15 protein-coding genes are annotated in these 23,743 nt (G+C 45.9%); 3 read left to right on the forward strand and 12 right to left on the reverse strand.

The genetic code is table 11. The features are described from left to right. Window positions 1–10 precede the first annotated feature (10 nt). From gmd to FHW36_RS25855, 8 genes are all read right to left on the reverse strand, one after another. Window positions 11–1,108: a GDP-mannose 4,6-dehydratase gene (gene gmd / locus FHW36_RS25820; protein WP_145673487.1), complete on the reverse strand. Its 1,098-nt coding sequence runs from the start codon at window positions 1,106–1,108 to the stop codon at window positions 11–13. A 54-nt stretch (window positions 1,109–1,162) separates the two neighbouring features. Next, window positions 1,163–2,509 (reverse strand): UDP-glucose dehydrogenase family protein, encoded by a 1,347-nt coding sequence (locus FHW36_RS25825; protein WP_145673488.1) that lies wholly within the window; start codon window positions 2,507–2,509, stop codon window positions 1,163–1,165. Window positions 2,510–2,520: 11 nt separating this feature from the next. Further along, window positions 2,521–3,465, reverse strand: a complete 945-nt coding sequence (fcl, locus tag FHW36_RS25830; protein WP_145673489.1) for a GDP-L-fucose synthase — start codon at window positions 3,463–3,465, stop codon at window positions 2,521–2,523. A gap of 16 nt (window positions 3,466–3,481) precedes the next feature. Beyond that, window positions 3,482–4,504, reverse strand: coding sequence for a mannose-1-phosphate guanylyltransferase (locus FHW36_RS25835; RefSeq protein ID WP_145673490.1), 1,023 nt, complete (start codon window positions 4,502–4,504; stop codon window positions 3,482–3,484). Between the two features lie 16 nt (window positions 4,505–4,520). Beyond that, window positions 4,521–5,027, reverse strand: a complete 507-nt coding sequence (locus tag FHW36_RS25840) for a transcription termination/antitermination NusG family protein (RefSeq protein WP_145673491.1) — start codon at window positions 5,025–5,027, stop codon at window positions 4,521–4,523. Window positions 5,028–5,137: 110 nt separating this feature from the next. After that, window positions 5,138–7,489, reverse strand: a complete 2,352-nt coding sequence (locus tag FHW36_RS25845; RefSeq protein WP_145673492.1) for a GumC family protein — start codon at window positions 7,487–7,489, stop codon at window positions 5,138–5,140. 3 nt (window positions 7,490–7,492) lie between these two features. After that, window positions 7,493–8,302, reverse strand: a complete 810-nt coding sequence (locus FHW36_RS25850; protein WP_145673493.1) for a polysaccharide biosynthesis/export family protein — start codon at window positions 8,300–8,302, stop codon at window positions 7,493–7,495. A gap of 124 nt (window positions 8,303–8,426) precedes the next feature. After that, window positions 8,427–9,146 (reverse strand): response regulator, encoded by a 720-nt coding sequence (locus FHW36_RS25855; protein WP_145673494.1) that lies wholly within the window; start codon window positions 9,144–9,146, stop codon window positions 8,427–8,429. A gap of 481 nt (window positions 9,147–9,627) precedes the next feature. Here FHW36_RS25855 and FHW36_RS25860 point away from each other — a divergent pair, with 481 nt between their 5' ends. Continuing rightward, window positions 9,628–10,293 carry a sensor histidine kinase gene (locus FHW36_RS25860; protein ID WP_186452597.1) on the forward strand — a complete coding sequence of 222 codons (666 nt, stop codon included), beginning with the start codon at window positions 9,628–9,630 and terminating at the stop codon, window positions 10,291–10,293. A 30-nt stretch (window positions 10,294–10,323) separates the two neighbouring features. Here the strand turns inward: FHW36_RS25860 and FHW36_RS25865 are convergent, their stop codons facing one another. The 3 genes from FHW36_RS25865 to FHW36_RS25875 all read right to left on the reverse strand — a co-directional run bounded on the left by FHW36_RS25865 (window position 10,324) and on the right by FHW36_RS25875 (window position 13,534). Next, window positions 10,324–11,424: a gliding motility-associated C-terminal domain-containing protein gene (locus FHW36_RS25865; RefSeq protein WP_145673496.1), complete on the reverse strand. Its 1,101-nt coding sequence runs from the start codon at window positions 11,422–11,424 to the stop codon at window positions 10,324–10,326. A 92-nt stretch (window positions 11,425–11,516) separates the two neighbouring features. Beyond that, window positions 11,517–12,947: a L,D-transpeptidase family protein gene (locus FHW36_RS25870; protein ID WP_186452598.1), complete on the reverse strand. Its 1,431-nt coding sequence runs from the start codon at window positions 12,945–12,947 to the stop codon at window positions 11,517–11,519. Between the two features lie 71 nt (window positions 12,948–13,018). Next, the gene (locus tag FHW36_RS25875) at window positions 13,019–13,534 is read right to left on the reverse strand and encodes a flavodoxin domain-containing protein (protein ID WP_145673499.1); all 516 of its coding nucleotides are present in this window, start codon (window positions 13,532–13,534) and stop codon (window positions 13,019–13,021) included. Between the two features lie 596 nt (window positions 13,535–14,130). Between FHW36_RS25875 and FHW36_RS25880 the strand changes: the two genes are divergently transcribed. Together FHW36_RS25880 and FHW36_RS25885 are read left to right on the forward strand one after the other, a co-directional pair. Further along, a complete protein-coding gene (locus tag FHW36_RS25880) occupies window positions 14,131–16,449 on the forward strand; it encodes a TonB-dependent receptor (RefSeq protein WP_186452599.1) in 2,319 nt (772 codons plus the stop codon). 3 nt (window positions 16,450–16,452) lie between these two features. Beyond that, on the forward strand, window positions 16,453–17,370 hold the full coding sequence (locus FHW36_RS25885; protein ID WP_145673501.1) for a DUF4249 domain-containing protein: 918 nt from the start codon (window positions 16,453–16,455) through the stop codon (window positions 17,368–17,370). 72 nt (window positions 17,371–17,442) lie between these two features. On the opposite strand, the gene FHW36_RS25890 is transcribed toward FHW36_RS25885, so the two are convergent. Then, window positions 17,443–23,544 (reverse strand): papain-like cysteine protease family protein, encoded by a 6,102-nt coding sequence (locus FHW36_RS25890; RefSeq protein WP_145673502.1) that lies wholly within the window; start codon window positions 23,542–23,544, stop codon window positions 17,443–17,445. Between the last annotated feature and the right edge of the window lie 199 nt (window positions 23,545–23,743).

Below are 23,743 nucleotides of genomic sequence, written 5' to 3' on the forward strand. Positions count from 1 at the left end.
GGCCCTTGATTTATCCGATTAAATGTTCCAGTTGGGTGACTTCTTTCTTCGCAAATAAGGCCACATCGCTGGCCATCATTTCCTTTACCAGTGCCGCCAGGTCGTAAGCGGGCTCCCAACCCAGCACCGTCTTTGACTTGGTAGGATCGCCAATGAGCAACTCCACCTCGGTAGGGCGAAAATAACGGGGATCGATCGCCACAATCTCCTTTCCTAACGGCAGCGCGTATACTTCGTTTGAGCAGGCGGTAACTACACCGGTTTCGTCTACGCCATTTCCCCGGAAGGAGACAGTGATACCCAACTCGGCAAAGGCCATGCGAACAAACTCGCGGACGGTGGTGGTAATGCCGGTGGCAATTACATAATCGTCTGGCTGTTCCTGTTGCAAGATGCGCCACATGGCTTCCACATAATCTTTCGCATGTCCCCAGTCGCGTTGCGCATCAAGGTTGCCCAGGTATAATTTATCCTGCAACCCCAGCGCGATAGCAGCTGCGCCCCTGGTTATTTTGCGGGTCACGAAGGTTTCTCCCCGCAAAGGGCTTTCATGGTTAAACAGTATACCATTGCAGGCGTACATACCATAGGCTTCCCGGTAGTTAACGGTGATCCAGTAAGCATATAACTTCGCTACAGCGTAAGGACTACGGGGATAAAAAGGCGTAGTTTCGCGTTGCGGCACTTCCTGCACCAGTCCGTACAACTCCGATGTGCTGGCCTGGTAGATACGGGTTTTCTTCTCCATTTTCAGGATACGTAATGCTTCCAGTAAACGCAACGTGCCGATACCATCTGCATTGGCTGTATATTCAGGCGTATCAAAACTTACTCTTACATGGCTCATGGCGGCCAGGTTATAAATTTCGTCGGGCTGTGTTTCCTGTATAATACGGATCAGGTTGGTGCTATCTGTCATATCACCATAGTGCAAACGAAAGCGCACATTTTCGCTGTGCATGTCCTGGTATAAATGATCGATACGCTCTGTGTTGATCAGGGAGGCCCGGCGTTTTACGCCATGCACCATATATCCTTTTCCCAGCAGCAATTCTGCCAGGTAAGCGCCATCCTGGCCGGTGATACCTGTTATCAGGGCTACTTTCATACAATCGTTATTTAGTGGTGATAGAAATAGTTATTATAGTTGCCTGGCTGTGCTTTATCGCAGCAATGCATTAACCGGTGTAGCAGCAGTGTTGCCGATACCGTAATAAGTAAAACCCATTTTCACCAGTTCAACGTCATCATAAATATTGCGACCATCGAACAACAACGGCGATCGCATGAGCCCTTTCAGTCGCGGCCAGTCCGGTATCCGGAACATATTCCACTCTGTTACCAGCAGCACTGCCACCGCATCTTCCGCGGCCTGGTACATATCATCCGCAAAAGTGATGTTGCTGCCCAGATAAATCACTGCTTCCTTCATGGCTACCGGATCATATGCACTCACCATAGCGCCGGCATCCAGCAGGCTACGGATCAGCACCAGCGACGGCGCCTCCCGCATATCATCCGTATTCGGCTTAAATGACAATCCCCATACAGCGAACTTTTTATTGCTGACATTCCCATCAAAATGGCGGAGTATCTTCTGGAATAACAGCTGCTTCTGATCTTCATTCACCGCCTCCACCGCATCGAGGATACGAAGCCGGTAACCATACTCGCGGCCGGTTTGTATAAGGGCTTTTACGTCTTTTGGGAAACAGGAACCGCCATAGCCGATACCGGGATACAGAAAATGCTTGCCTATCCTCGGATCACTGCCAATACCTTTACGTACCTGGTTGATATCGGCGCCTACCAACCCACATAAATTAGCGATATCATTCATATAGGATATCCTGGTAGCCAGCATAGCATTGGCGGCATATTTGGTCATTTCCGCAGAAGCAATGTCCATAAACAGGATCGGGTGTCCGTTTAATAAGAAAGGGCGGTACAACTGCTCCAGTTTTTGCCTGGCCCGCAGTGTATTAACACCAACGACTATACGGTCTGGCTTCAGGAAATCATTCACGGCTGCGCCTTCTTTCAAAAACTCAGGATTGGAGGCTACATCATAATCGACGATCATTCCCCGCGTATACAAACTCTCTTTCACGGCCCGGTTAACGTGAACGGCAGTACCCACTGGCACCGTGCTTTTGGTAACGATCACCAGGTAATGATCCATGAGCGCCCCTACCTCGCTGGCCACCTGCAATACATATTGCAGGTCGGCGCTCCCATCTTCCCCCGGAGGGGTACCCACCGCAATAAATACTACTTCTGCTCCCGGCAGCGCCGTAGCCAGCCGGGTCGTAAAAGACAAGCGCCCTCCCTGCTGATTACGCACCACTATCTCCTGCAAACCCGGCTCATAAATTGGCAATATGCCATTTTGCAACCGGGCAATCTTTTCCGCATCTACATCAACGCAAACCACTTCCGTTCCCACTTCTGCCAAACAGGCGCCCGTTACCAAACCAACGTATCCTGTACCTACAATGACTACTTTCATACAACTGGCATTTAAGATTGTAATTTGAACTGGTCTTGCTGTAGAAAATCCCTGTATGCCATTACCAACCCCTCTCTCAAAGTAATGCTATGTTTCCACCCCAACCGGTGCAACCTGGATACATCCATTAACTTACGGGGAGTGCCATCAGGTTTACTGTCATCAAATATCAGCTCGCCCTCATAACAAACCACTTCTTTGATATATTCTGCCAGCTGTTTAATAGTCAGGTCTTCTCCTTTACCAATGTTCACCGGCTCCTTTTCGTTATAGTGCTGCATCAGGTAAACACAGGCATCCGCCAAATCATCGGCAAAAAGAAATTCCCGTTTAGGCGTTCCCGTTCCCCATACGGTAACCGATGGTTTATTATTCACTTTTGCTTCATGAAAGCGCCGGATCAATGCTGGCAATACGTGCGCATTTTCAGGGTGGTAGTTATCACCAATACCGAAAAGATTAGTAGGCATCACACTGATAAAGTTGCAGCCATACTGATCCCGGTAGGCTTCGCATAATTTGATGCCTGCAATTTTAGCAATGGCATAAGGCTCATTGGTTTGTTCCAGCAACCCCGTCAGCAAAAAGCTTTCTTTGATCGGCTGCGGCGCCATGCGGGGATAGATACACGAACTGCCGAGAAACTGCAGCTTGGTAACACCATATTTCCAGGCAGCATGTATTACGTTAGCTGCGATCATCAGGTTATCGTACAGGAACTCGGCCCGGTAGGTATTATTGGCGTGTATACCACCCACCTTAGCTGCTGCCAGGAATACATAGGCGGGTTTTTCTGCGGCAAAAAAAGCCTCTACGTCTTCCTGTTTGCGCAAGTCAAGGCTACCGGAGCTGCGTGTAATAATGTTATGATAGCCGAGCGTTTCCAGTCTCCTCTTAATGGCGCCTCCGACCATACCACGGTGACCGGCTATATAGATAGGATCATTTGCTTCCATATACTTTGATTATTATTTATAGTAATTCGGGACGGTTATCTCTTACCCATTGATGCAATTGTTTAATATCCTGCCCCCGGCCTCGTTTCATAATCAGCAGGGCGCTGGCGGTATTTACTACTACGATATTTTCCACGCCTACGAGGGCTACCAGTTTATCTTTTCCGATCACCAAATTCTTTCGTGGATCACTCTCTATAAACACAGCCTGGTGATTACGGTATTGATAATGCTGAGAGAGTGCATCTGCCAGTGCTTCATAACTGCCTACATCGCTCCAGTCCATTTTTGTAGGCACTACTTTCACAAGGCTGCTTTTCTCCAGTACGGCATAATCAATACTGTCTGACGGAATGGCTTCCATTGTTTCTCTGGACAAGGCTCCGGTACTTTTCCATTCAGCGGCGGCAATAGCGGCGGCTTCATAGATAGCTGGCGCATGTTGTTGTAATTCCTGCAGCATGACACCGGCTTTACAGCAAAAAATGCCACTGTTCCACAGAAACCCGCCCGCAGCCAACATAGCCTCTGCCACTACCCGGTCAGGCTTCTCCACAAACCGCAGCACGTCATGGCCAGCATAACTGATATAGCCAAAACCTGTTTCCGGATAGGTGGGCACCAGCCCGATGGTAACAATATGATTTCCGGCGGCCAATATCCCCGCCGTTTCTATGGCCATGGCGTACCTGTCGGGGGTACCAATGAGATGGTCAGCAGGAGTGATAAGTAAAATAGTTTCGGGATCGGCTACAAAAGCAGCCAGCGCAATGGCGGCGGCCGTATTACGCCCCACCGGTTCTGCCAGGCATACCGGGGCTGATGCGCCTGCCTGTTCCAGCTGCTCCAGCACCATCTCCGCCTGTTGTTCATTTACAATGGCCATCACTTTGTTACAGGCAAAACGGTTGCGCCGGAAAGCCAGTTGCAGGAGACTATAACCATCAAACAACGTTAGCAACTGCTTGGGAGTTTGCTGATTCGATAAAGGCCATAACCGGGTGCCCGAGCCACCGCAAAGAAGAATATGTTGCATCATAAGGTTGGTGTTTAAGTCAATAATGATGTCCGTTCACCGTTTTGTTTCCGGCAATCACCGTTATTTCCCTCGATGGTACTTTGGCTACCAGCATACAACCTAAACTGCTCAGTTCCACTTTTACCCGGGTACTGCTGAGTTGTATAATTTTACCACCGGAAGAGGATGCCCTTTCCTCACCTGCCTTTAAGGGAAACTGTTCTACAGACACCTCGTCGTAGTCGCGGAGAAAATGCCTGATTAATGCAATTTCATGATCGGGTATAACGGCCGGTTGGCCCAGCCAGTACACAAAATTCACGACGTTGTCTGTTTCGCGCACTACCCAATTCCTGCTTTCAGGAATGTGTACAAATACATAAGAAGGAAAGAGGGGTTCCTCTATGATCTTACGGGAACGTATCAACTGTTTAACAGGACGATAATGTTCCACTTTCTTGCGGGTGAACAGGTCAGCTACTTTCTTTTCACATTTAGCCCTGGTATATACCGCATACCAGGCTAATGGTTGTTCATTAAACATAAGAGCCGGTTTTAAGGTGATCGGATAGTTCGTGCGGAATTTATAAAGGCGGGACCGGGCATACTTCTGCCCGTTATTTATATCAATAGTGCAACCAGATATAATAACAGCTACTTTGTGCTGCGTTTGAATAAACCGGGTTTTCTGGATACTTCGGTGTAGCCGTAGCCGTTTATGTCGCCGTATCCGGATCCATACCCGTACCCTGCTACCCCTTGCCGTTTTATGCCGTTAAATACAATATTCAGTTTTCCCAATTCCCTGTTCTGGTAAAGCTCTTCCACCAGCTTAAGATAATGCTTGGGAGTTCGTTGATGACGTACTACATACAGGGTAGCGTCACAGAACGGGGTAATCAACCTGGCATCTGTTACCAGTCCTACCGGGGCAGAGTCAATAATGATATAATCAAAACGTTCTTTCAGCTCGTTCAGTAAATGTTCCAGCTGGCCGTTGAGGATAAGTTCACTGGGATTGGGCGGCATAATGCCGGCTGGCACCAGGTACAAAAACCCGTTATCACCTATCTTTTTCAGGATATCCTGGAGAGATGCCTTACCTACCAGGTAGTTGCTGATGCCTGGATCTATGCGCATGTCCAGCATTTTACTGATCATGGGTTTCCGTAGATCAAATTCCATTAGTGCCACTTTTTTCCCCGCCAGCGAAAGGCTCATCGCCAGGTTCACCGATATAAAACTTTTGCCTTCACCAGAAATAGAAGAAGTGATGAGCAAGGTTTTGCGGTCGCCATTCAAACCAATATAGGATAAAGAAGTTCTCAATGCCCGGAACTGTTCTGCCACAGCTGTCCTGCTGTTACTACGCATCACCACAGGGTCTTTACCATCGTGATGCATAATTTCAGCTGCAATAGGCGCGGTGGTCACTTTTTCAATATCAGCACGGAACATCACTTCCCGGTTCATCATATCTTTCAGCGATACAAATCCCACTACCAGCGCTATGGCGCCTAGTACAGAAATTCCGAGTACCAGTGGTTTCTGGGGACTGAAAGGATAGGCGGCAGATTCGGCTGCATCTACAATCCGGCTGTCGGATACAGCTGCAGCATAGGCTAGCGCTGTTTCCTCACGTTTTTCAAGTAGAAAGGTGTAAATATTATTCTTGATCACCTGTTGCCGGCTTACTTCCAGCAATGCTTTTTCTTTGCCGGGTACACTGCGGATGATACCCATATTACGGCTATTTTCTGCCTGTAATCGTGTTAGTCCGGCCTCCAGGTTAGCACGTAAACTCCCTATATTTTCCAGGATAGCAGGCTTCAGCCGTTCCATCTGCCGGGTCAGGCTAGCCAGCAACGGACTGTTTTCACCGGTAGTTTTACGCAGCCGCTCCAATTGCAGTGCGGTTTCTGATAATTTGGACACCAGTTCCAGTAATACGGCGTCGGTAAGACCGATGGTACCGGGTACAATATTGCCATTCGGGTCCTGGTTGTTGACATATTTTTCAATCGCATCCAGGACAGAGAGCTGCATATTTGCTTCGCTGATCTTACGGTCGTTTTCCTGTACGCTGGCCAGGAACAATTTGCTTTGTTCCCCGATATCCACAATCCCCTGTGCCGTTTTGAAATGTTCTACCTGTGTTTCTGCCTGTCCCAGCTCAGCGCTTACAATGCGTAATCTTTCCTCCACAAAATTCATCGTGTTGGCAGAGGTTCTGTTCTTATCATCAACCGCCGCTTTATTATATACCCTGATCAACTCATTTACAATATCCTCACCCCGCTCCGGCGCGGCATCGGTGTATTCGAGGTCTACTACACTCCCCGCCTTGGCGGCAGGCATAATTTTCATTGTGGCCAGTAACAACTGTATCCACTGCTTTTCTGTCATCACGTGCAGGGTATAGCTCGCCGATGTATCTATGTGTCTGGCCCCTGATTGTATTAACAGTTTACCCCATCTTGTTTGCACGGTATCGCCTATAGGATATTTCTTACCGTCGATGACAACCTGTTTGGCGGCCTCGTTGTACGTAAACGGCCAGATACCTGTTGCGGCCATTTCTATGCTTTCCGGTTCCAGGAAAGTAAATTTCAGGGGGCTGTCTTTATAAAGTACCACATCCCTTATCTTCCCTTTTTCTATTACCTCTCCATACAAATTTAAATTTCGTATAACCGCTTTCGTTAGCGTGCGCGACTTTAGTATTTCAATTTCATTCTCCATGATTGTTTTGCTGCCACTCATCAAATCGAGCGATTGCAGCATATCACTGGCGCCAAGTCCGTTAGAAGCTTCCTGTACCAACAGTACACCTGAAATTTTATAGAGTGGCGTAGCATACCGGAGATAGAGTAATGCACCTGCCAGGGCTGCTGCCACGGCAACTACAAACAGCGGCCAGTAAGGCAGATAGTGGGAACGGATGAGCGTTAGCAGGCTCAATGGCGTTTCACCAGTCTGGGTTTTATTTCCGTTAACTTTTTGCATACACTACTTATTAACAACTAAACGATCCAGGATAATAACGAGTAATGACAAGCTACTGAGTACAATGGGCAATATTTGCCGGGACCGGTCCGCTGTCGCTATTTTTGACTTATTGGGTTCTACATACAGTATATCGTTTGATTGCAGAAAATAGTAAGGAGAGTTGAGGATACGTTTATCATTCAGGTCTATACGGCGAATAATCCGCTCTCCATCAACCTCCCGGATTAACAGGATATTATTTCGTTTACCGAATACCGTTATATCGCCAGCCATCCCCAACGCTTCCAGTACTGATATTTTTTCATTCGTAACATTTACTACAGTTGGTTTACTGACTTCTCCCAGTATTGTAACACGATAATTCAGGAAACGGATACTTACTACGGGATCTACCAGCAACTTACGTTCTATGAGCTGGTCATGCAAGTAAACGGTGAGCGCTTTTTTAGTAAGGCCGGTTACCTTTACCGGCCCCAATACCGGGTATTGAATATATCCCTGCTCATCTACCAGGAACCCTCCCAGCATTGCTCCGGCGCCCGCATTAGCTCCACCTGCACCAGACGCAGAAGCCATGTTGGATACATTATAGATAATAACATCTTCCGGGTTAAGACTGCTTACATTGATCTGCAGTATATCATTCTTTTGTATCCGGGGCTCAAAATTACCATCCACCGGGGACAGCACAGTGTCCTTTACATCGCTGAAGTAAACAGCATTTTTGGTTGATACGCAGGAAGTAAACAAACAACTGAAGCATAGTAATCCCCATCCTATCCAGGTTAAGCAGGTTTTCAATATCATCATATGGCTTTTTACATCATCATTTGCACATCCCTTACATTTCCATACAATATTACTTCGGTTACTATCCGCAATCAATTACTCACTACAGTATAAATTGCTTTCAATTCAAGTATCTTACTACTCGTTAAAGTAAATCTGTAACAAAATCGGCTATCATATCAGTAAAAGAAAAATATAGGATATTTTCGGATATACCTGTAAAAAAGAAGAGAGAGAATAAATTATTTGACCAGATTTTTGAAATCAATTCTGATTTGGACGAAACATTCAACTTCTGATATACCTTTTTCAGGTGCTGGTTCACAGTAAATACAGTAACGAATAATCTCCCGGCCATTTCCTTATATGAGTAGCCTTCTTTGAGTAATTCCACCAATTCATATTCCCTGCGGGTAAGTTTGTCTCTGATACTTTCCAATGGATTTTTGTTGAGATGGCTGATCAACAGATGTGCTGCTTTGGGAGATAAGGTGGCACCATTATGCACCGTGTCCATTACGGACTGGTAGATATCGCTCAATCGGCTCGTTTTAATAATATAGCCGCTGGCCCCCTGTTTAATGGATTCAATAACATACTGTTTACCGTCGTGCCCAGACAATACAATCACTTTCGATTCGGGATAACGTTGCTTTACTTCAGCTATACCATCAATACCCGACATACCCGGCAGTGTAATATCCATCAATACTACCTTTACATCCGGATAACTTACCGGCAACGCGATAAATTCTTCTATCGATTTACATGCAAATACAACGCGGCACTCCTGGAAGTCCTCCAGAAATTCACGATAGTTGTTTAACAGAAAATGGTTGTCTTCAATAATTCCTATGTTAATCATATTAATGGAAGGAAGTTTACAGATAGATATGGTTAATAAAATACAGATATGGTACAATAAAATACTTTGATAGTAAATATAAACCTAAAAAAGATTGCCTGTTAGCACTATTTTACAATTAATTATTAATCACTAAATTAAACATATAGTATTACTTAAAATCATCAACACATACAGTTTATAAATAAAAATATATAAATAATACGGTGTTTAATCGGAATAACATTAATTGTATAAATTTTACCAAAACCACTATTTACAATGAAATACAAGGGATAATCATTCATATTATTATATAATTAATATAATATTTAAAAAACTTTTGTATTTTGTGTATATAACCATATTTATCCTGCTGATCCATATCCTTCGAAATAAACCTTATTTACTGTCTACCAAAAATCAGCATATGCGGGAACCCATTAACAGACATATAACTAGAGAAGCATCACTACTGGAAATACGAACTGCTTATATTTCCATGGCAACACATGAATTTAAAACACCCATCACGGCAATTTCATCTTCTATAGAACTACTGGAAACAAAAATGCAGCGGGATGAATTGATGCTACCATTTTACGAGCGGAATTTGTCCCGTATCAAAGAGGAGATAACGATCCTTAGCAACATGGTGGACGATATACTCATTAGCGGCAGCATAATAGCCAGCAGCCCGGTTACGCATCCCGAGGTAACGGATGCCACTACTTTCACAAGGACCATCAAACAACAGTACTTCGACCAACGGCCCGATAAACGGCTATTGAAAATAAAAATTTCCGGTACGCGTCAAGATATCTACATCGACAGAAGTCAGTTCACAAGTATCCTTACCAATCTTGTGAGTAATGCCTTCAAGTACTCGCATGGAAAAAATCCTTTACTGAGCCTGCACTACAGGAAAAAATATCTCTGCATCAAAATAAAGGATAACGGCATTGGTATACCCGAAAAAGACATACGGTTGCTGTTTACCCCCTTCTTCCGCGCAGGAAATGTAGGCGCCAGGGAAGGGGCCGGACTGGGGCTGGCCATTGTAAAGTGCTTTGTTAATGCCAACAACGGCACGATAGCAGTGAGCAGCGATACAACCGGCACCGTTTTTACTATTACATTTCCTTATGCTACTGATACATCCTCCTGAATGATGTTTATCCACTATCCCAGTTCCTTGTCAGCGCAATAATAATACGCTACCCTTCTGCATATGCTGTTCCTGCCGGCCGTCTGTATACGTGCATATATATACGTAAGATTGTACATTTGCGGGTGATCCCCCTATAGTGCCATCCCACCCCCATTCCGGAGACTCGCTGGAAAATACCAGCTTGCCCCACCTGTCGTATATCCGTAACCGGTAGTCATGGATAGCGTCATATACCTTGGGTCGGAAAATATCATTCTGCCCATCGTTATTAGGCGTGAAAGCAGTAGGTAATACCACCAGGCAATTTTTCCAGGGCGAGGTGACGGTGGCGTCTATACTGGCCTGAAAATCATGTTTGTCTTTTATTTCACCAGTATGTCCTCCTGCCGCAAGACCTGTAAAAACACTATCCGCCTGCCATCCGCCATTATCCAGTTTATATTGAAAAGGAGGAACTCCTCCGGTTACATGCAGCGTAATACGACCATCTGTTACGGCCTCGCAGCTGCAGGGTTTTACTGTAGCAGTTACAGCGGGCAACTGCAACTCATCTATCGTGGATAAATTGTCGATCAGCAATGCAATCCCAAACTGGCTTTTATTACAGGGAGCAGTGGGATAAGCCCAAAGAGAAATATAACGCCATGCTTCCGTGGAACGAAATACGGCGTGGTAGCGCTTCCAGTCCGTTTGGGTAAAATTATCGGACAACCATAGCAAAGCCGCAGTATCCCCCGGCGTATTGCCGCCATAAATTGCCAGGCTACCATAACAAGCCGGGTACAGATAATAAGTTGTAAAGGCCATGTCAAAACTTAATACATAAGTAGTATGTGGCGTCAATGGTGGAGATAATTCCTGCCCAATCCCTTCCAGAAAACCTTTCCCACTATGCATACCAATATAGCTGCTGCCTGCTGAAGGCAACAGCTTAATATCAAAAATACCCGGCTGCGTATCAGGCGTCCCTGCCGCTATAAACCAGGGAGCAGGCACAATGCCCTTTCCCGGCCGGCCTTCCATAGAGGGATTGCCCAGGGAAATATGCTGTGCGCTTACCTTGATAGCCGGGGTTAAACACAGGCAGTAGTATAGTATATGCCAAAAAGTACCGGGTTTTGAAAACATTCCGCTGATTTGCCGTCCTAAATTTACCGGTTACTGCAATGACAGCATATACTCAAAGTAGTAGTTTGTGTTTTGAAAACGCTGACAAACGATCAGTTCTTCCCATAAACATCCTCATAAAATCTAACCTGTCCGGTGGTATCCGGCCACGCTGTATTGTAAAGTATCAATACATACGTGGTAGTCGGAACAGGAAAAACAACCGGGTGCTGATCAGGCTGACTCCCTTTCGCTTCCAGGGCCATCATGGCTGCTGCTGCTTTATCCAAAAGCAAGTGCGCCAGTTGTACAGCCTCCTCTACTCTTACACATCCATGACTGAAAAACCGCTGTTGTAGCATAAACAGGTTTTTTCCAGGTGTATCGTGGAGATAAATGCCAAACGGACTATAGAAATTTAATTTTACAATGCCCAGGGAGTTATCACAACCGGTATTCTGCCGGATGGTATATGGAAAATTACTGCGGCCAAGACTATTCCAGTTAATATCTGAAGGGTCTACAATACGTCCGCGCTTATCTAATATTACGAATTGGTTATCGGCCAGGTACTGCCGGTCTCTTTTAATATGGGGCAATAATTCGCCAACAGCAATTTTATTGGGTACGGTCCAATAGGGAAATAATATTACTTCTGTAATACAACTGCCTAGTGTGGGAGTCGGCGTGCTCTTCTTTCCAGTTATCACCCTCGAATATAACACTGGCTTTCCATGCTCATAAAACACCAATGTAGTAGAAGGTATATTTACCAATACCACCGATGCCTGCATTTTATAATAATGCAGCCAACGAATTTCGTTTAATCCCTTATACAAGTCCTGCAACCGGTGTATCAATGGAAGATTCAGTGCTTTCAGGAACCGGTCTCTCAACACACCATCGTCGAGGGTATTGAACAAATGCTGCGCCTCTTTTATTTTGTCCAACAACGGCCGCTGTCCAATGCCAGCGAGTGTATCTATAATGCCGATTTGCCTCAGCCTCAATAATAGCGGAACATTGGAACTATCTGCTTTTAAAGACGTAACAGGTATCTCTTTAAAAGCCTTATCTATGATAATGGGATATAAAGCAGCAATATTATTCTTTAGCAGTGTATAGGCAGTATCCGGCGGTTCTATGGAGGGCAAAAAATTTGAAAACCGTCCCAGGAGAAGGGAGTCTGCCAGTTTAGTAGCAATATCTGTTTCGGCATTTGGCAACGGTGGCAGACCATTATATTTTACTGGGGATTCCACCAGGCGGCCATATGCCACATCCCGGAAAAAGTGGATAGCCGCTTCAGTTATACGAACATCGGCATTCAGGGTATCTGTTGCTGTCAGCATTTTGTAGCTACTATCTACTAACGCTTGTATCAGCACCGGATCATAGTCGCTTGGATTCAATCCCAGGAAAGCAGCTTCCCGAAGATATGCAGTCAGCATATCAAAATGCGGCTTTCCTGCAGCACTGATCCAGGCGGGCCGGCCACCGGTCTTCTGATAAAAGATATGTATGCCCAGATCCTCCCGTTGCACAGTATTATGAACTACCTGTCCATTTAAATAAAGACCGGGAAAAAATAGCAATATAAAAAAGCAGACTCTCATTAAACTGACACTTCACTTAACTTATGCACAGATGCTATTAATCCTGAAAGATATTCTACTTTCACATCATTATAATCAGCAACGCGAATGCTTTCCCCACGGCCCTTCGCCAACCGTGCCCCTATAGTTAACAAACACTTATCCACCCACGAAAGCTTTCTGAATTCAAGTTTACCGGGAAGAAAAAAACAAGTGCATTTATTGCTGATATCGGCGACAATATTGGCTGTAATATATCCCTCCAGCTTCTCCTTTTCCGCCACCGGTGTACCAGCCACCAGGTAAAGAAACAGCTTTTTGCCTGCCAACAGGCCCTGGTTCTTCTTCACCCAGTCACGCAACTGCAATTTCCCAATATAAATGCTGGTCCCCATGATGATATAGTCTGCATCTTCCAACTGATCTTTCGTTTCCTTACCGGCTGCCACCACGGGAATACTCAATGCTGCCGATAACCAGGTTGCATATTGCTGCGTAGCACCATACTTGCCCTTATAGATGATAATACCCTTCATAGTTACCGTTTTAAGGATGTAGTTATTTTACTCAAATGTAGAACCCGCCGGGAGAATGAAATATGATGTCTATTAGCATAAATCCTGACTATCGTCAGGATCACGGGTATTCACATACTGACCACTCTTAAAGAAAAAATAATTCCAACCTCCGCCTTTCTGGCGTAATTATTGCTCAAAGGTGTAACGCTAATATCAGAGAACACTACCTGATAAACCATATCGAGCATTAAAAAATATCGGCGTACCGGATTTTAAGTGTAGCAATAGTTACATCTATTGATTGTCCTGATTTCTATCGCCTTAAACCATTAATATTAATAATCAATTACACTACGTTTACAAACCGCGGTAGTGTTTTCGTCGTATTAATTGCGGATGGGCACAACATTCCTTTGTATCGTTACATTCCCAGCATTGAAATTGAAAAACCGTTCAACCAGCTTACATTATGCGGACTGAAATGGCCATATTAACGAACCATAAACAGGCTCAACGAAACTGAGCTTTCTGTAAACCAGCTTAATCTTCTAAAAATGGTAAACAGACGGAAAACCATTCGAATCAGACTATGGAACTTTCTATTTTTGTTAGTTGTGGGGCAGAATGCCCGTGGGCAATCGAAATTACTTAGCGTACACGTTACTGATAGTCAACACCAGGGTATCGGCGCCCATATTGTGGCAGGCGCATTCGCGGGCATTACGGATTCAACCGGCACTGCCCTGCTGCATCTTTCCCCGGGCCGGTACCTGGTTACCGTTAGCGCCCTTGGCTACGCCGGCAGTAGCCAGGGTATTGTGCTAAAGGGTGATACCACTATTGCTTTTGTATTGCAAAAAAGTAGTAACCAGCTCAAACCCATTACAATTGAGGCGGACCGGATTCTACAGCTCAACCAGATGAGTTCACATCTGTTGAGCATTGAGCAGATGAAAAAATTACCTACCCTGATGGGGGAAATTGATCCATTAAAATCCATCACGCTGCTTCCGGGCGTCAAAAATGCCGGTGACGCGGGTAACGGTATATATGTACGCGGCGGCGGCCCCGATGAAAACCTCGTATTAATGGATGGCATTACTGTTTATAATCCCACTCATCTGCTAGGTGCATTCAGTATTTTTAATGGCGATGCAGTTAAAAACATATCCGTTATTAAAGGAGGAATACCAGCTGAATATGGCGGGCGACTGAGCAGTGTAATCTCCGTCACCTCCAGGGAAGGAAATAAAGACAGCCTTAAATTCAATGGCAGCATCGGCTTGATTTCCTCCCGCCTTACTGTAGAAGGGCCACTGCAAAAAGGGAAATCTTCCTTTATTATAAGTGCCCGCCGTACTTATATTGATCAGCTTGCCCGTTGGATTGCACCGGATTCCATAGGCAATAACGGTTACTATTTTTATGATGTTAACGCTAAACTGAATTTTGAGCTGAATGCTGCCAACAGTATTTCTTTCAATTTCTATACAGGCAAAGACAACTTCAACTACGATAAAAATGAATCCACCGACAGGTACCGTCATTTTAAAGCAAATTGGGGAAATACACTTGCCGGTGCTACCTGGAAATCACAAATCAGCAGAAAAATTCAACAAGAGTTCTCAATATTCCATAACTCCTTTGAACTTGGCAGCAGCATCAGCTACAATACAGATGGTGTACTGTTTTCATCAGGACTTTTAGATTACCAGGTAAAAAACGACTGGATGTATCTGCCCTCCAACCGTCTCAAATTAAAAGCCGGCTGGCAGGGCACCTGGCATCAGTTCAAACCAGGCGCAGGCAGTACCAGCGCAGGAGAACAGGAATTTATATCAAAGATCAATAAACAATATGGCCGGGAGGCAGCTGCCTACCTCAGCGCAGATTGGGACATTAATAACCGGTTCAATATCCTGGCAGGACTGCGTGTGAGTTACTTCGACCAGGTAGGCCCCAAGACAGAGGTGGTATACGGAAAAGACGGCGTTCCCACTGGTAAAACAATCGCCTATAAAAAAGGGCAACGAATCGCCAAGTATATGTATCCTGAACCACGTCTGGCTATGCGATACCTGCTTGACCGCGAAACGAGTATTAAGCTTTCGTATACCCGTACCGTACAGTACCTGCACCTGGCCACCACCAGCGCAGCCACTTTTCCGAGCGACCTATGGGTACCTGTTAGCCGGCTGATAAAACCAGGCGTGGCCGACCAGATCGCGGTGGGATTCTTTAAGGATTTGTCCAAAAGCTATGAATTTAGTGCTGAAGCCTACTACAAACAAATGGATAACGAGCTTGAATTTATGCCAGGCGCCCAACTGCTCCTCAACCAGAACATTGAAAACGAAATGATCTTTGGTACCGGCAAGGCATACGGGCTGGAATTACTGCTCAAGAAGAAAACAGGACCACTCACTGGCTGGATCGGCTATACGCTGAGTCGCACAGAACGCACCTTTGCGGAGCTCAATGGGGGTAAACCATTTCCTTATCGGTACGACCGCACACATGATCTCAGCGTAGTTGCCAACTACGAATTATCGGAAAAATGGACGTTCTCTGGTTTATTTGTATTCAGTACAGGTAACGCCCTCACCATGCCCAATGGCCGGTTTGTTTATAACCTGGGATTTAATTTCAGCAACGATTCGCCGATATATACCAATATCAATCGCTATGGCAAAGTCAATGACTATCGTATGCCGGCTTATCATCGCCTCGACCTCTCCGCTACGTTCACACCGAACCCTGAAAGTACCCGGCGCTTTAAAAGTCATTGGATATTGAGTGTATATAACGTCTATAATCGTAGTAATCCATACTTCATTTATATAGATGTAGACGAAAACAAAAAGACCATACAAGGCAAACAGGTGACGCTGTTTCCTATTCTGCCAAGCATTTCATGGAACTTTAATTTCTAATGTATGAAAAAATTAAATTATTGCAACAGCTATATCCCTATTTTACTGCTATTGCTTCTTTGCAATTCCTGCGAAAAAAATATAGATCTCCAGCTGGATAAAACGCCTCCCATGCTGGTAGTAGAAGCCTATATCAACAATAGTATCCGCACCTATAACTATGTAATCATCGGCAAAACTGTCAACTTCAATGAATCACAATTTGCCAATACCGCCGTGGAAAAAGCAACGGTAACCATCACTGAAGGCTTTTTCGAAAAAGGAAAAGGTTATCAATGGAATCCTGCCAGTACAGTAACGATGAAAGAAGGCAAAACACCCGGCATGCACGGCCTGTATGTTCCAGGCGCCTACTTTGATCCCAAACTTACTACCGACTCTTCTCACGCCCTATTAGGTAAACCTGGAAAGTCCTATCTGCTTGAAATTATGGCAGGAGGAAAGAAATATACAGCTATCACCACGTTACCCATCCCGGTGCCCATTGATAGCCTTACGAATACCCCTCCATTTAAAGACGACTCCGGAAAAGTACAGGCCCGGCTTACTGTACATTATACAGACCCTGATACACTTGGCAATGCACAGATTTATTATTGGGGCAACCGTTACACTAAAAATACATTTGGATGGGGCGCACTTAGTACAGACAGGTATCTACCCAATACAGACGACCTGGTAAACGGACAGGACATACATATCACACATTCAGCTCCCCTGCCAATCGGCGACACGGCTATTTACTACCTTGTTAGTGTAGAACGTCCCGTACATGATTTCTGGGACAGTTTTAATAAAGCGAGGGTCAATAGCGGCCCATTTTCTACCCCTGTTGTGCTGAAAAGCAACATAAAGGGCAGCAATGTAGTCGGGTGTTTCAGCGGTTTTGCGGTGAGTAGTATGAAACACGTGATGAAATAATGATTAGGCAATAAAAAAGCCGGCTGAAAGCATTGCTGCTTCCAACCGGCCTGAAAAATACACCTACTGATATTACACAGTGGCATCCGCAGGAGTGGCTCCGGGGGCGAGTTTGAATATTTCGTTTTCAAACATCACTTTAGGGCCATTCGCATACGGTGTTCGGGCTTTCCAAAAATTAAGCAACCTGGTACAAAAATCGATCGCGTTTCTTGCACCGATCAATCCATTGAAGGTTTCCAGTTTGCTGGTATCTAAAAGACTGGTATCATACTTATCGTATTTATCATGATCATCATGATTCTGTCCTTTGTAGCAATGGAAGTTCTGGATGTCTCCGTAATCTCCGAACTTTCCAGGCTGGAACTGGTCAGTAGTGCCTGGTTTAAGATCACCGGGATTCTTCAGTACCCTTCTTACGTGCCCTTTGGCGAAGGAATCCTGGATCAGGTGCATCAGGGATCCAATGGCCCTTCTGGAGTTGTTAAGGAATACACATTTTGTATTGCGGTTCAGCAACGTATTAATGGTATCTGTTTCCAGTGGATCGGATGCCGCCGTAAAGAACGAATTGACAGTGTAAGTGGTACTACCGAATTTACTGGTGACTGGCACCGATTTCAGCGTATCCGTATCCATGATTCCCTCATTGATAGACAATTTATACATGAATTCCGCCCACAGCAGCACCTTGGCTTGCGTATCTTTAGGATCCTCTCCTATCGCCGCTGCCATACCGTGCAGGAACTGCATGTCCCAGTAATGGGATCTGCCGGTAAGGTTTTTCAGATCGTTGGCACTGGCCTTGCCAGCGGTGTCAAACTTGTTCTTCCACATAATGCCGCTGGAGAAATCCCAGTTATCATACTTGTTCTCATCAAACAACAGGATGGCCGGATCATCATTCCATATTACCCCGCGGAAAAATTCATTCACCGCCTGATCACTGCCCACCTTGGTGGTGGTAGGAACGCCAACGGATGATTTGATCAACGCCGCCAGCGTCACATTTTCATGCACCGGGTTATTAAGATTCCATGGACCTTCTATCTGGTAGCCTTCGGAGGTACCGTCAATTTTGTCTTTGAAGTGTACCACCTGTACAAACAGGTTATCAGATTTGTTATCCGTCACCATCTGTTCAAATGCCGCGATGAATTCGAGGAAGCTCTGTGACTTTTCTGAGCCGGTAGCAGGATCGTTGAAGATAAAGTAAGTACCTGTTCCGTTCGGGTTACCGGTGCCTTCAATCCTGGTGAGGATACGGGCATGAGGCGAGAACATACCAGTGGCCACACTGGCATCGGTGGTTATCCACAGCGGTCCGTAAGCCTTCATCCAGTCGATATATTGTTGTACCGGGTAATCTGCAGGAGGTTCGCCCACCATACCCAGTTTACCGATAAATGCTTCTTTCTCGCTCGACTTCAGCCCCTGCTTGTTCGTAAATTTATCTACGTATTCATCGCCGGCCAGTGCCAGTACGGTTGGAACTGTCATTGGCTTCTTCATCTTCCAGCTGACCATCATCGTAGCGGCAGTAGCCCAGCAAGCCAGGTTGTTATCCTGTTGCAGTTTGGGCACAACGCCTTCTACAGCAGCCAGCACAGTGCCGTTCTTGCCTCCGCTGCTGATCTCTACAGATTCTATATTGCCTTCCGGATCAGTTTTCTGTGCTTTCACATCCTTACCCTGGTCTGCAGCTTTTACAGCAGCATCTGTTAAGGTAGGTTTCTGCGTAGCTTTTTCTTTTTCCAGTTCAGCTTTCTTGGTTGCTCCACCGTCAATCTGCTGTTGCAGGTGTTCTTTTACCAGCTTACCGTAATCTTCACTGCTGATAGCGCCGGAATCTTTTGCATTCTTCAGGGTATCCATGATCTTGGAAGAGTTATCGGTATTATGTCCCTGCATAGCCATGCTCTTCGCCATCTCTGCAAATGCTTTCGCATTTTCCTGGTTGGAGAGATAGGTTTTAATAGCATTCTGCTGGTTAGCATCCAGGCCGGTAATATCCTTGAAGATACCTGCCTTGCCCAACAGTTCTGTTATACCTGCCAGTCCGGCGCCTGGTTCCGGTGCTGCCGGCGCATTCTGGATATTGACGATCGGCGTAGCAAAATCCTTGAAGGCTGCTTTCCAGTCGGTAACAGTAGGTACTGGTGGGGTAATCGGATTGATTTGTGAAGGTTCATCCGTCGGGAACTTATTCCAATCCTGTGAAGAATTTTCTTTCACCTTCTCACAAGCATCGCAGGCGCCCTGTACCGCTTCCATAAACACGCCCCTGGTGGGGATGCTAATCCGGTAAGGAGGAACCGGGGTGATAGGTTGATAGTGATCCAATAGGGTTATTTCCTGTTCTACGCCATCGCCGGTTTTTTCTGTGATGAAAGACTGGCTCACTTTATAGCCTGGCGCTACGGGCAGCACAAGGGAATTACCCACAATACTGATCAGCTGATTTTTGACTACCGACGCCAGGCTTCTGAAACCTACGGGTATGCCGAAATCGTTAAAGATCTGGATATTGAAACCATCCAGCAGCATAAACCTTCTGTCTGCATCCAGGTTATACCACAGTGCTTTATTATAATGCTCCAGGTTACTGTTGAGATGTTCTATCAGCTTCTGCACCAGGTAGCGGTCTTCTTTACGCGGATCTTTTTTCTCGTCCGCATTTTCAGGAATGTAGAGCAGGGTATCGTCGAGCAGGTCGTCGCCCACGCTGCCACTGTATAACAATCCGTTAAAGTGAGGCGTAGAATAGGCAATACGCACATTTTCCACGGTAAGTGTTACCAGGTCTTTTAGTGTTTTTACCACGGGGCTGTTGCAGAACATTTTCATAGTCAATGGAAAATCGACCCGGCGTTTGCTGGTGGTACCTTCAAAATTAATGCGCATCACACGCTCACCGCCCTTGTAGCGGGACGTGCTGGTCATATCAGTGCCGATATATTCCAGGCGGATACTGTCTACGATCTTATCAAAAACCACCGGTGCAATATCATTGTAATAGATATCATCCCATTCGGATATGAGCCTGCCTTTGAAATAGTAGTCCAGCATTTCCAGCGTATTATTGTATCCCAGGATGGAAGCATAAGCGTCCCACAGCTTCTTATCTACGATACCGTTCTGGAAAAAGTCTACGGGAGAAATGGTGATATTGATACCGGAAAACTTAATGCTAAAAGCTTCGAAATTTACGACCCGGATACATTTTGCCGGCGGCACATATTCGTAATTAGCATCCAGTTGCATGAAAGAATCGAAGATCTTTTCTTTCGCCAGTATTTCCTCTGTTTCTGTATGGGAGCCATCAGAGCCGAAGAGAAAGGACAACCCGCCGGTCATAACCCCCAGCATAGCGCTTTTGGCTATACTACGCGCATCGGTTACCTCTTTCGTTACCGTTTTGGTGATAATAGGCAGGGACTTAATGCGATCGTATTTGGTTTTAGGCCTTTGCAAATTTGTGCGGATATTAATATCTCCTTTTACAAAGCTGATCGGCTCCTGGTCGTAAGATCCAGTCGGGTAGTCTACGTGCGCGTAATTCGTTTTGATCCTTTCATTGGCATCAAATGCCTTCAGCAACGGGTGTTGCGGCCTTCCGTAGAAAAAGCTGAATGGCTTCAGGTACGTGTTGGAAGACATGGGCAACAGGTTCTTGGCCAGGATATCAGACCATTTAAAGATATTATCGGTCGTAAAATTGGTCATCAGCAGCGGAACAAACACACATTCTTCTACATTCACCAGTTCCTGGTAGATGGCAAAATGGCGCAGTACTTCAAAATACATCATCGTGAGGGCGTGGCAGTGGTTATGATTGGCCACTACATCGGCGGTAGCGCCATATGTTTGCCCCTCCTGTACAGAAGTCACCACGGAAGCATTCAACCTCCGGTAGCTTTCTGCATTCTGCATAATAGACTGGCGCAGCCTTTCCCCGAAGAATTGGGATACATTGCGGGAGCTGTTTTGCGACGCGTTGGAGTTGGAATTGGAATAACCGCCGGCAACGCCCAGGGAAGCGCCTATGCCGCCATAGCTAACGCCTACGCCTAAACCGGCACTGACACCGCTGGTAGACGCGGAACTACTGCCCTGCAAGGCTTCGTTGATATTGCCTCCCAGCTGATCGGTGATAGAGCGGTCATTTAGCAGGTTGGCCGCCAGGCTTTCCCCTTGTGCGATAGACTGGTTTTCGGCCCCTAACAGGGAGTGCGTGGCATCAATCACTACCATCTGTTTTTTCTGCCCGGGAGCCAGCGCCAGGGAATACAGGAGGTCTCCCATGGAATATCCATCTGCCTTAAACTCCGATTTATAATGCAGAATATGACCGGTAGCAACGGTTACAGACTGGTAAAAAGAAAGGTTATCCCCGGCATCCGGGGCATCCTGCCACCTTACCGGGTTATCCAGGTCTACTGCTGCACGTTTAATTTTCTTATTATCTCCCACCAGTTCAAAGGTGCCATTCTCCAGTTTGCGCAGGGTATAGTTGGATACATCCGGATCGGAGGTGCGTACAATCGCCTGGTAGTTATATTCTCTTAAGGTGCGGTTGGGGGTCGACAGGTTCACGCAGGAACCGCCAATATCCTGGGAATACTGGTCGGAGTTGATCAGGTCTTCCTGCCCGGGTAACCGTCCCGACTTCTTTACGGAATGACACGCGCAGTCATCATCACCATGGCTGTCGCCGGTTGTGGCACAATCAGCACCATTTACCAGCAGGTACAGGAAGTCTGCGGAAATGGACTGATTATTCTTGGAGGCCGGATCTGTGGCGATTGTTACCGGGCTTTGCGGAGTCAGGGACACTAATGCCTGCGCTGCGATATACACGCCGAAAGGATAAGCCATGGAAAAATTACCGGCGCTATCTGCATCGGCAGCTCCCACTATCTGCCAGGGCTGATCTTCGGCTTTCTTCGCCTGTACCAGTACGGTAACTCCTTTCAGATCGCATTGCTTACTCAGCTCTACCAGCTGTCCTCTCAGGCGTTTGTTTTCATCTTTACTACCGCTTTTATCGCCAGAGGTAATTACGTTCGGGCGTTGCAGCGGAACTGAAATCGCGAGACTTCCCAGCGCTGCATCATCTACCCGGTAATCTTTTGACCAGATAATTGTTTTATCGAAATTTTTCACTTTTACGGAAATCACGCCATCGACGTTGCGCTGCAACAGCGGATTGTCCTGGGTAAAAGAGAACTTGATTTTACCGCTATGAAAATCTGTTTTATGCGCCATCCAGTCGAAATGCAGGATCTGCATCAGGGAGGTGTTATCGGCAATATGGGAAGCGTATTCCACCGACAGATCAAAGAGCAGCAGATCTGTAAACCCTACATCCGTATTGTCGGTACTAACTACTTCAAAGGTACCGCTGATATCTACTGTTTTCAGCTCCGGCATCAGCAACGAAAAATCGAACAGCTGTGCGAAATTGGCTATCGTGTAATCGATCACCTGCTTGATGCTTGTTTCCTGTACGCCCAACGCGCCTAATATGCCGGCGATCTTTGTTTTCAGCGCATCGTCGATATCTGTGCGCAATGCAGGCGCTGGTCCGCTGAGATCTACCAGCTGGTTAATCACGTACAACAGGTAAAATCCTTCCTGGTCGGAGGAAATATTCCCAAATTTCTCCAGGAATTTCAGGTACACTGACTTGTTGAGCAGGTAAAGGTTCTTGTTGATATAGATTTCAGCATTTCCGTCGGCGGCATTTGCATTTAATAGCCGTAGCGATCTTTGTGCAGGGGCAAGATCTTTCAGGAAATAGATGCCTTCCAGAACAGTGGCATCTGTGGCATTACCGGCACCACCATACGTTACCTGCAGGCTGACAGAGATATCATTTAAGGTAACGCCGGTAGTGGGCGACGAATTAAAATGAAGCTGGAAAAATTTGGCCAGCAAATCATAAGCAGTACTGAACATACTGCCTTCCGGAAGCGCACTGAAGTAGGTGGTGGCACTTACTTCTTGTGAAAAGCTAATAGTGGCATTACCTGACTTTTCCCTGGTCACCTGGCCACTGGTATCAGCGATCTTGAAGGAGAATACAGGATAGCCGACGTTAATAGGAACTTTACTAAACGGCAGCTTAGTAGGGTCCGCAGCATAGCGGAACGACTTTTGGAGCGTTAACATTGATTTTTTTAATTTGGGGTTATGAATATGTGTATGGGGGTTGCTATGTACGTATAAGCATTGTCATTAACTGGGGTTTGAATATATGGTTTTAAGGGGTTGATGTAATGAAGGAACAAAATTAATTGTTTAACGAATGGCAGCAAACTTTTCAGCTGTCAAAATTAAAAATTCCGTAAAAGTACGTAAATGGTGGGTA

Origin of the sequence: Chitinophaga polysaccharea (genome assembly GCF_007829335.1) — a bacterium.
Lineage (GTDB): Bacteria > Bacteroidota > Bacteroidia > Chitinophagales > Chitinophagaceae > Chitinophaga > Chitinophaga polysaccharea_B.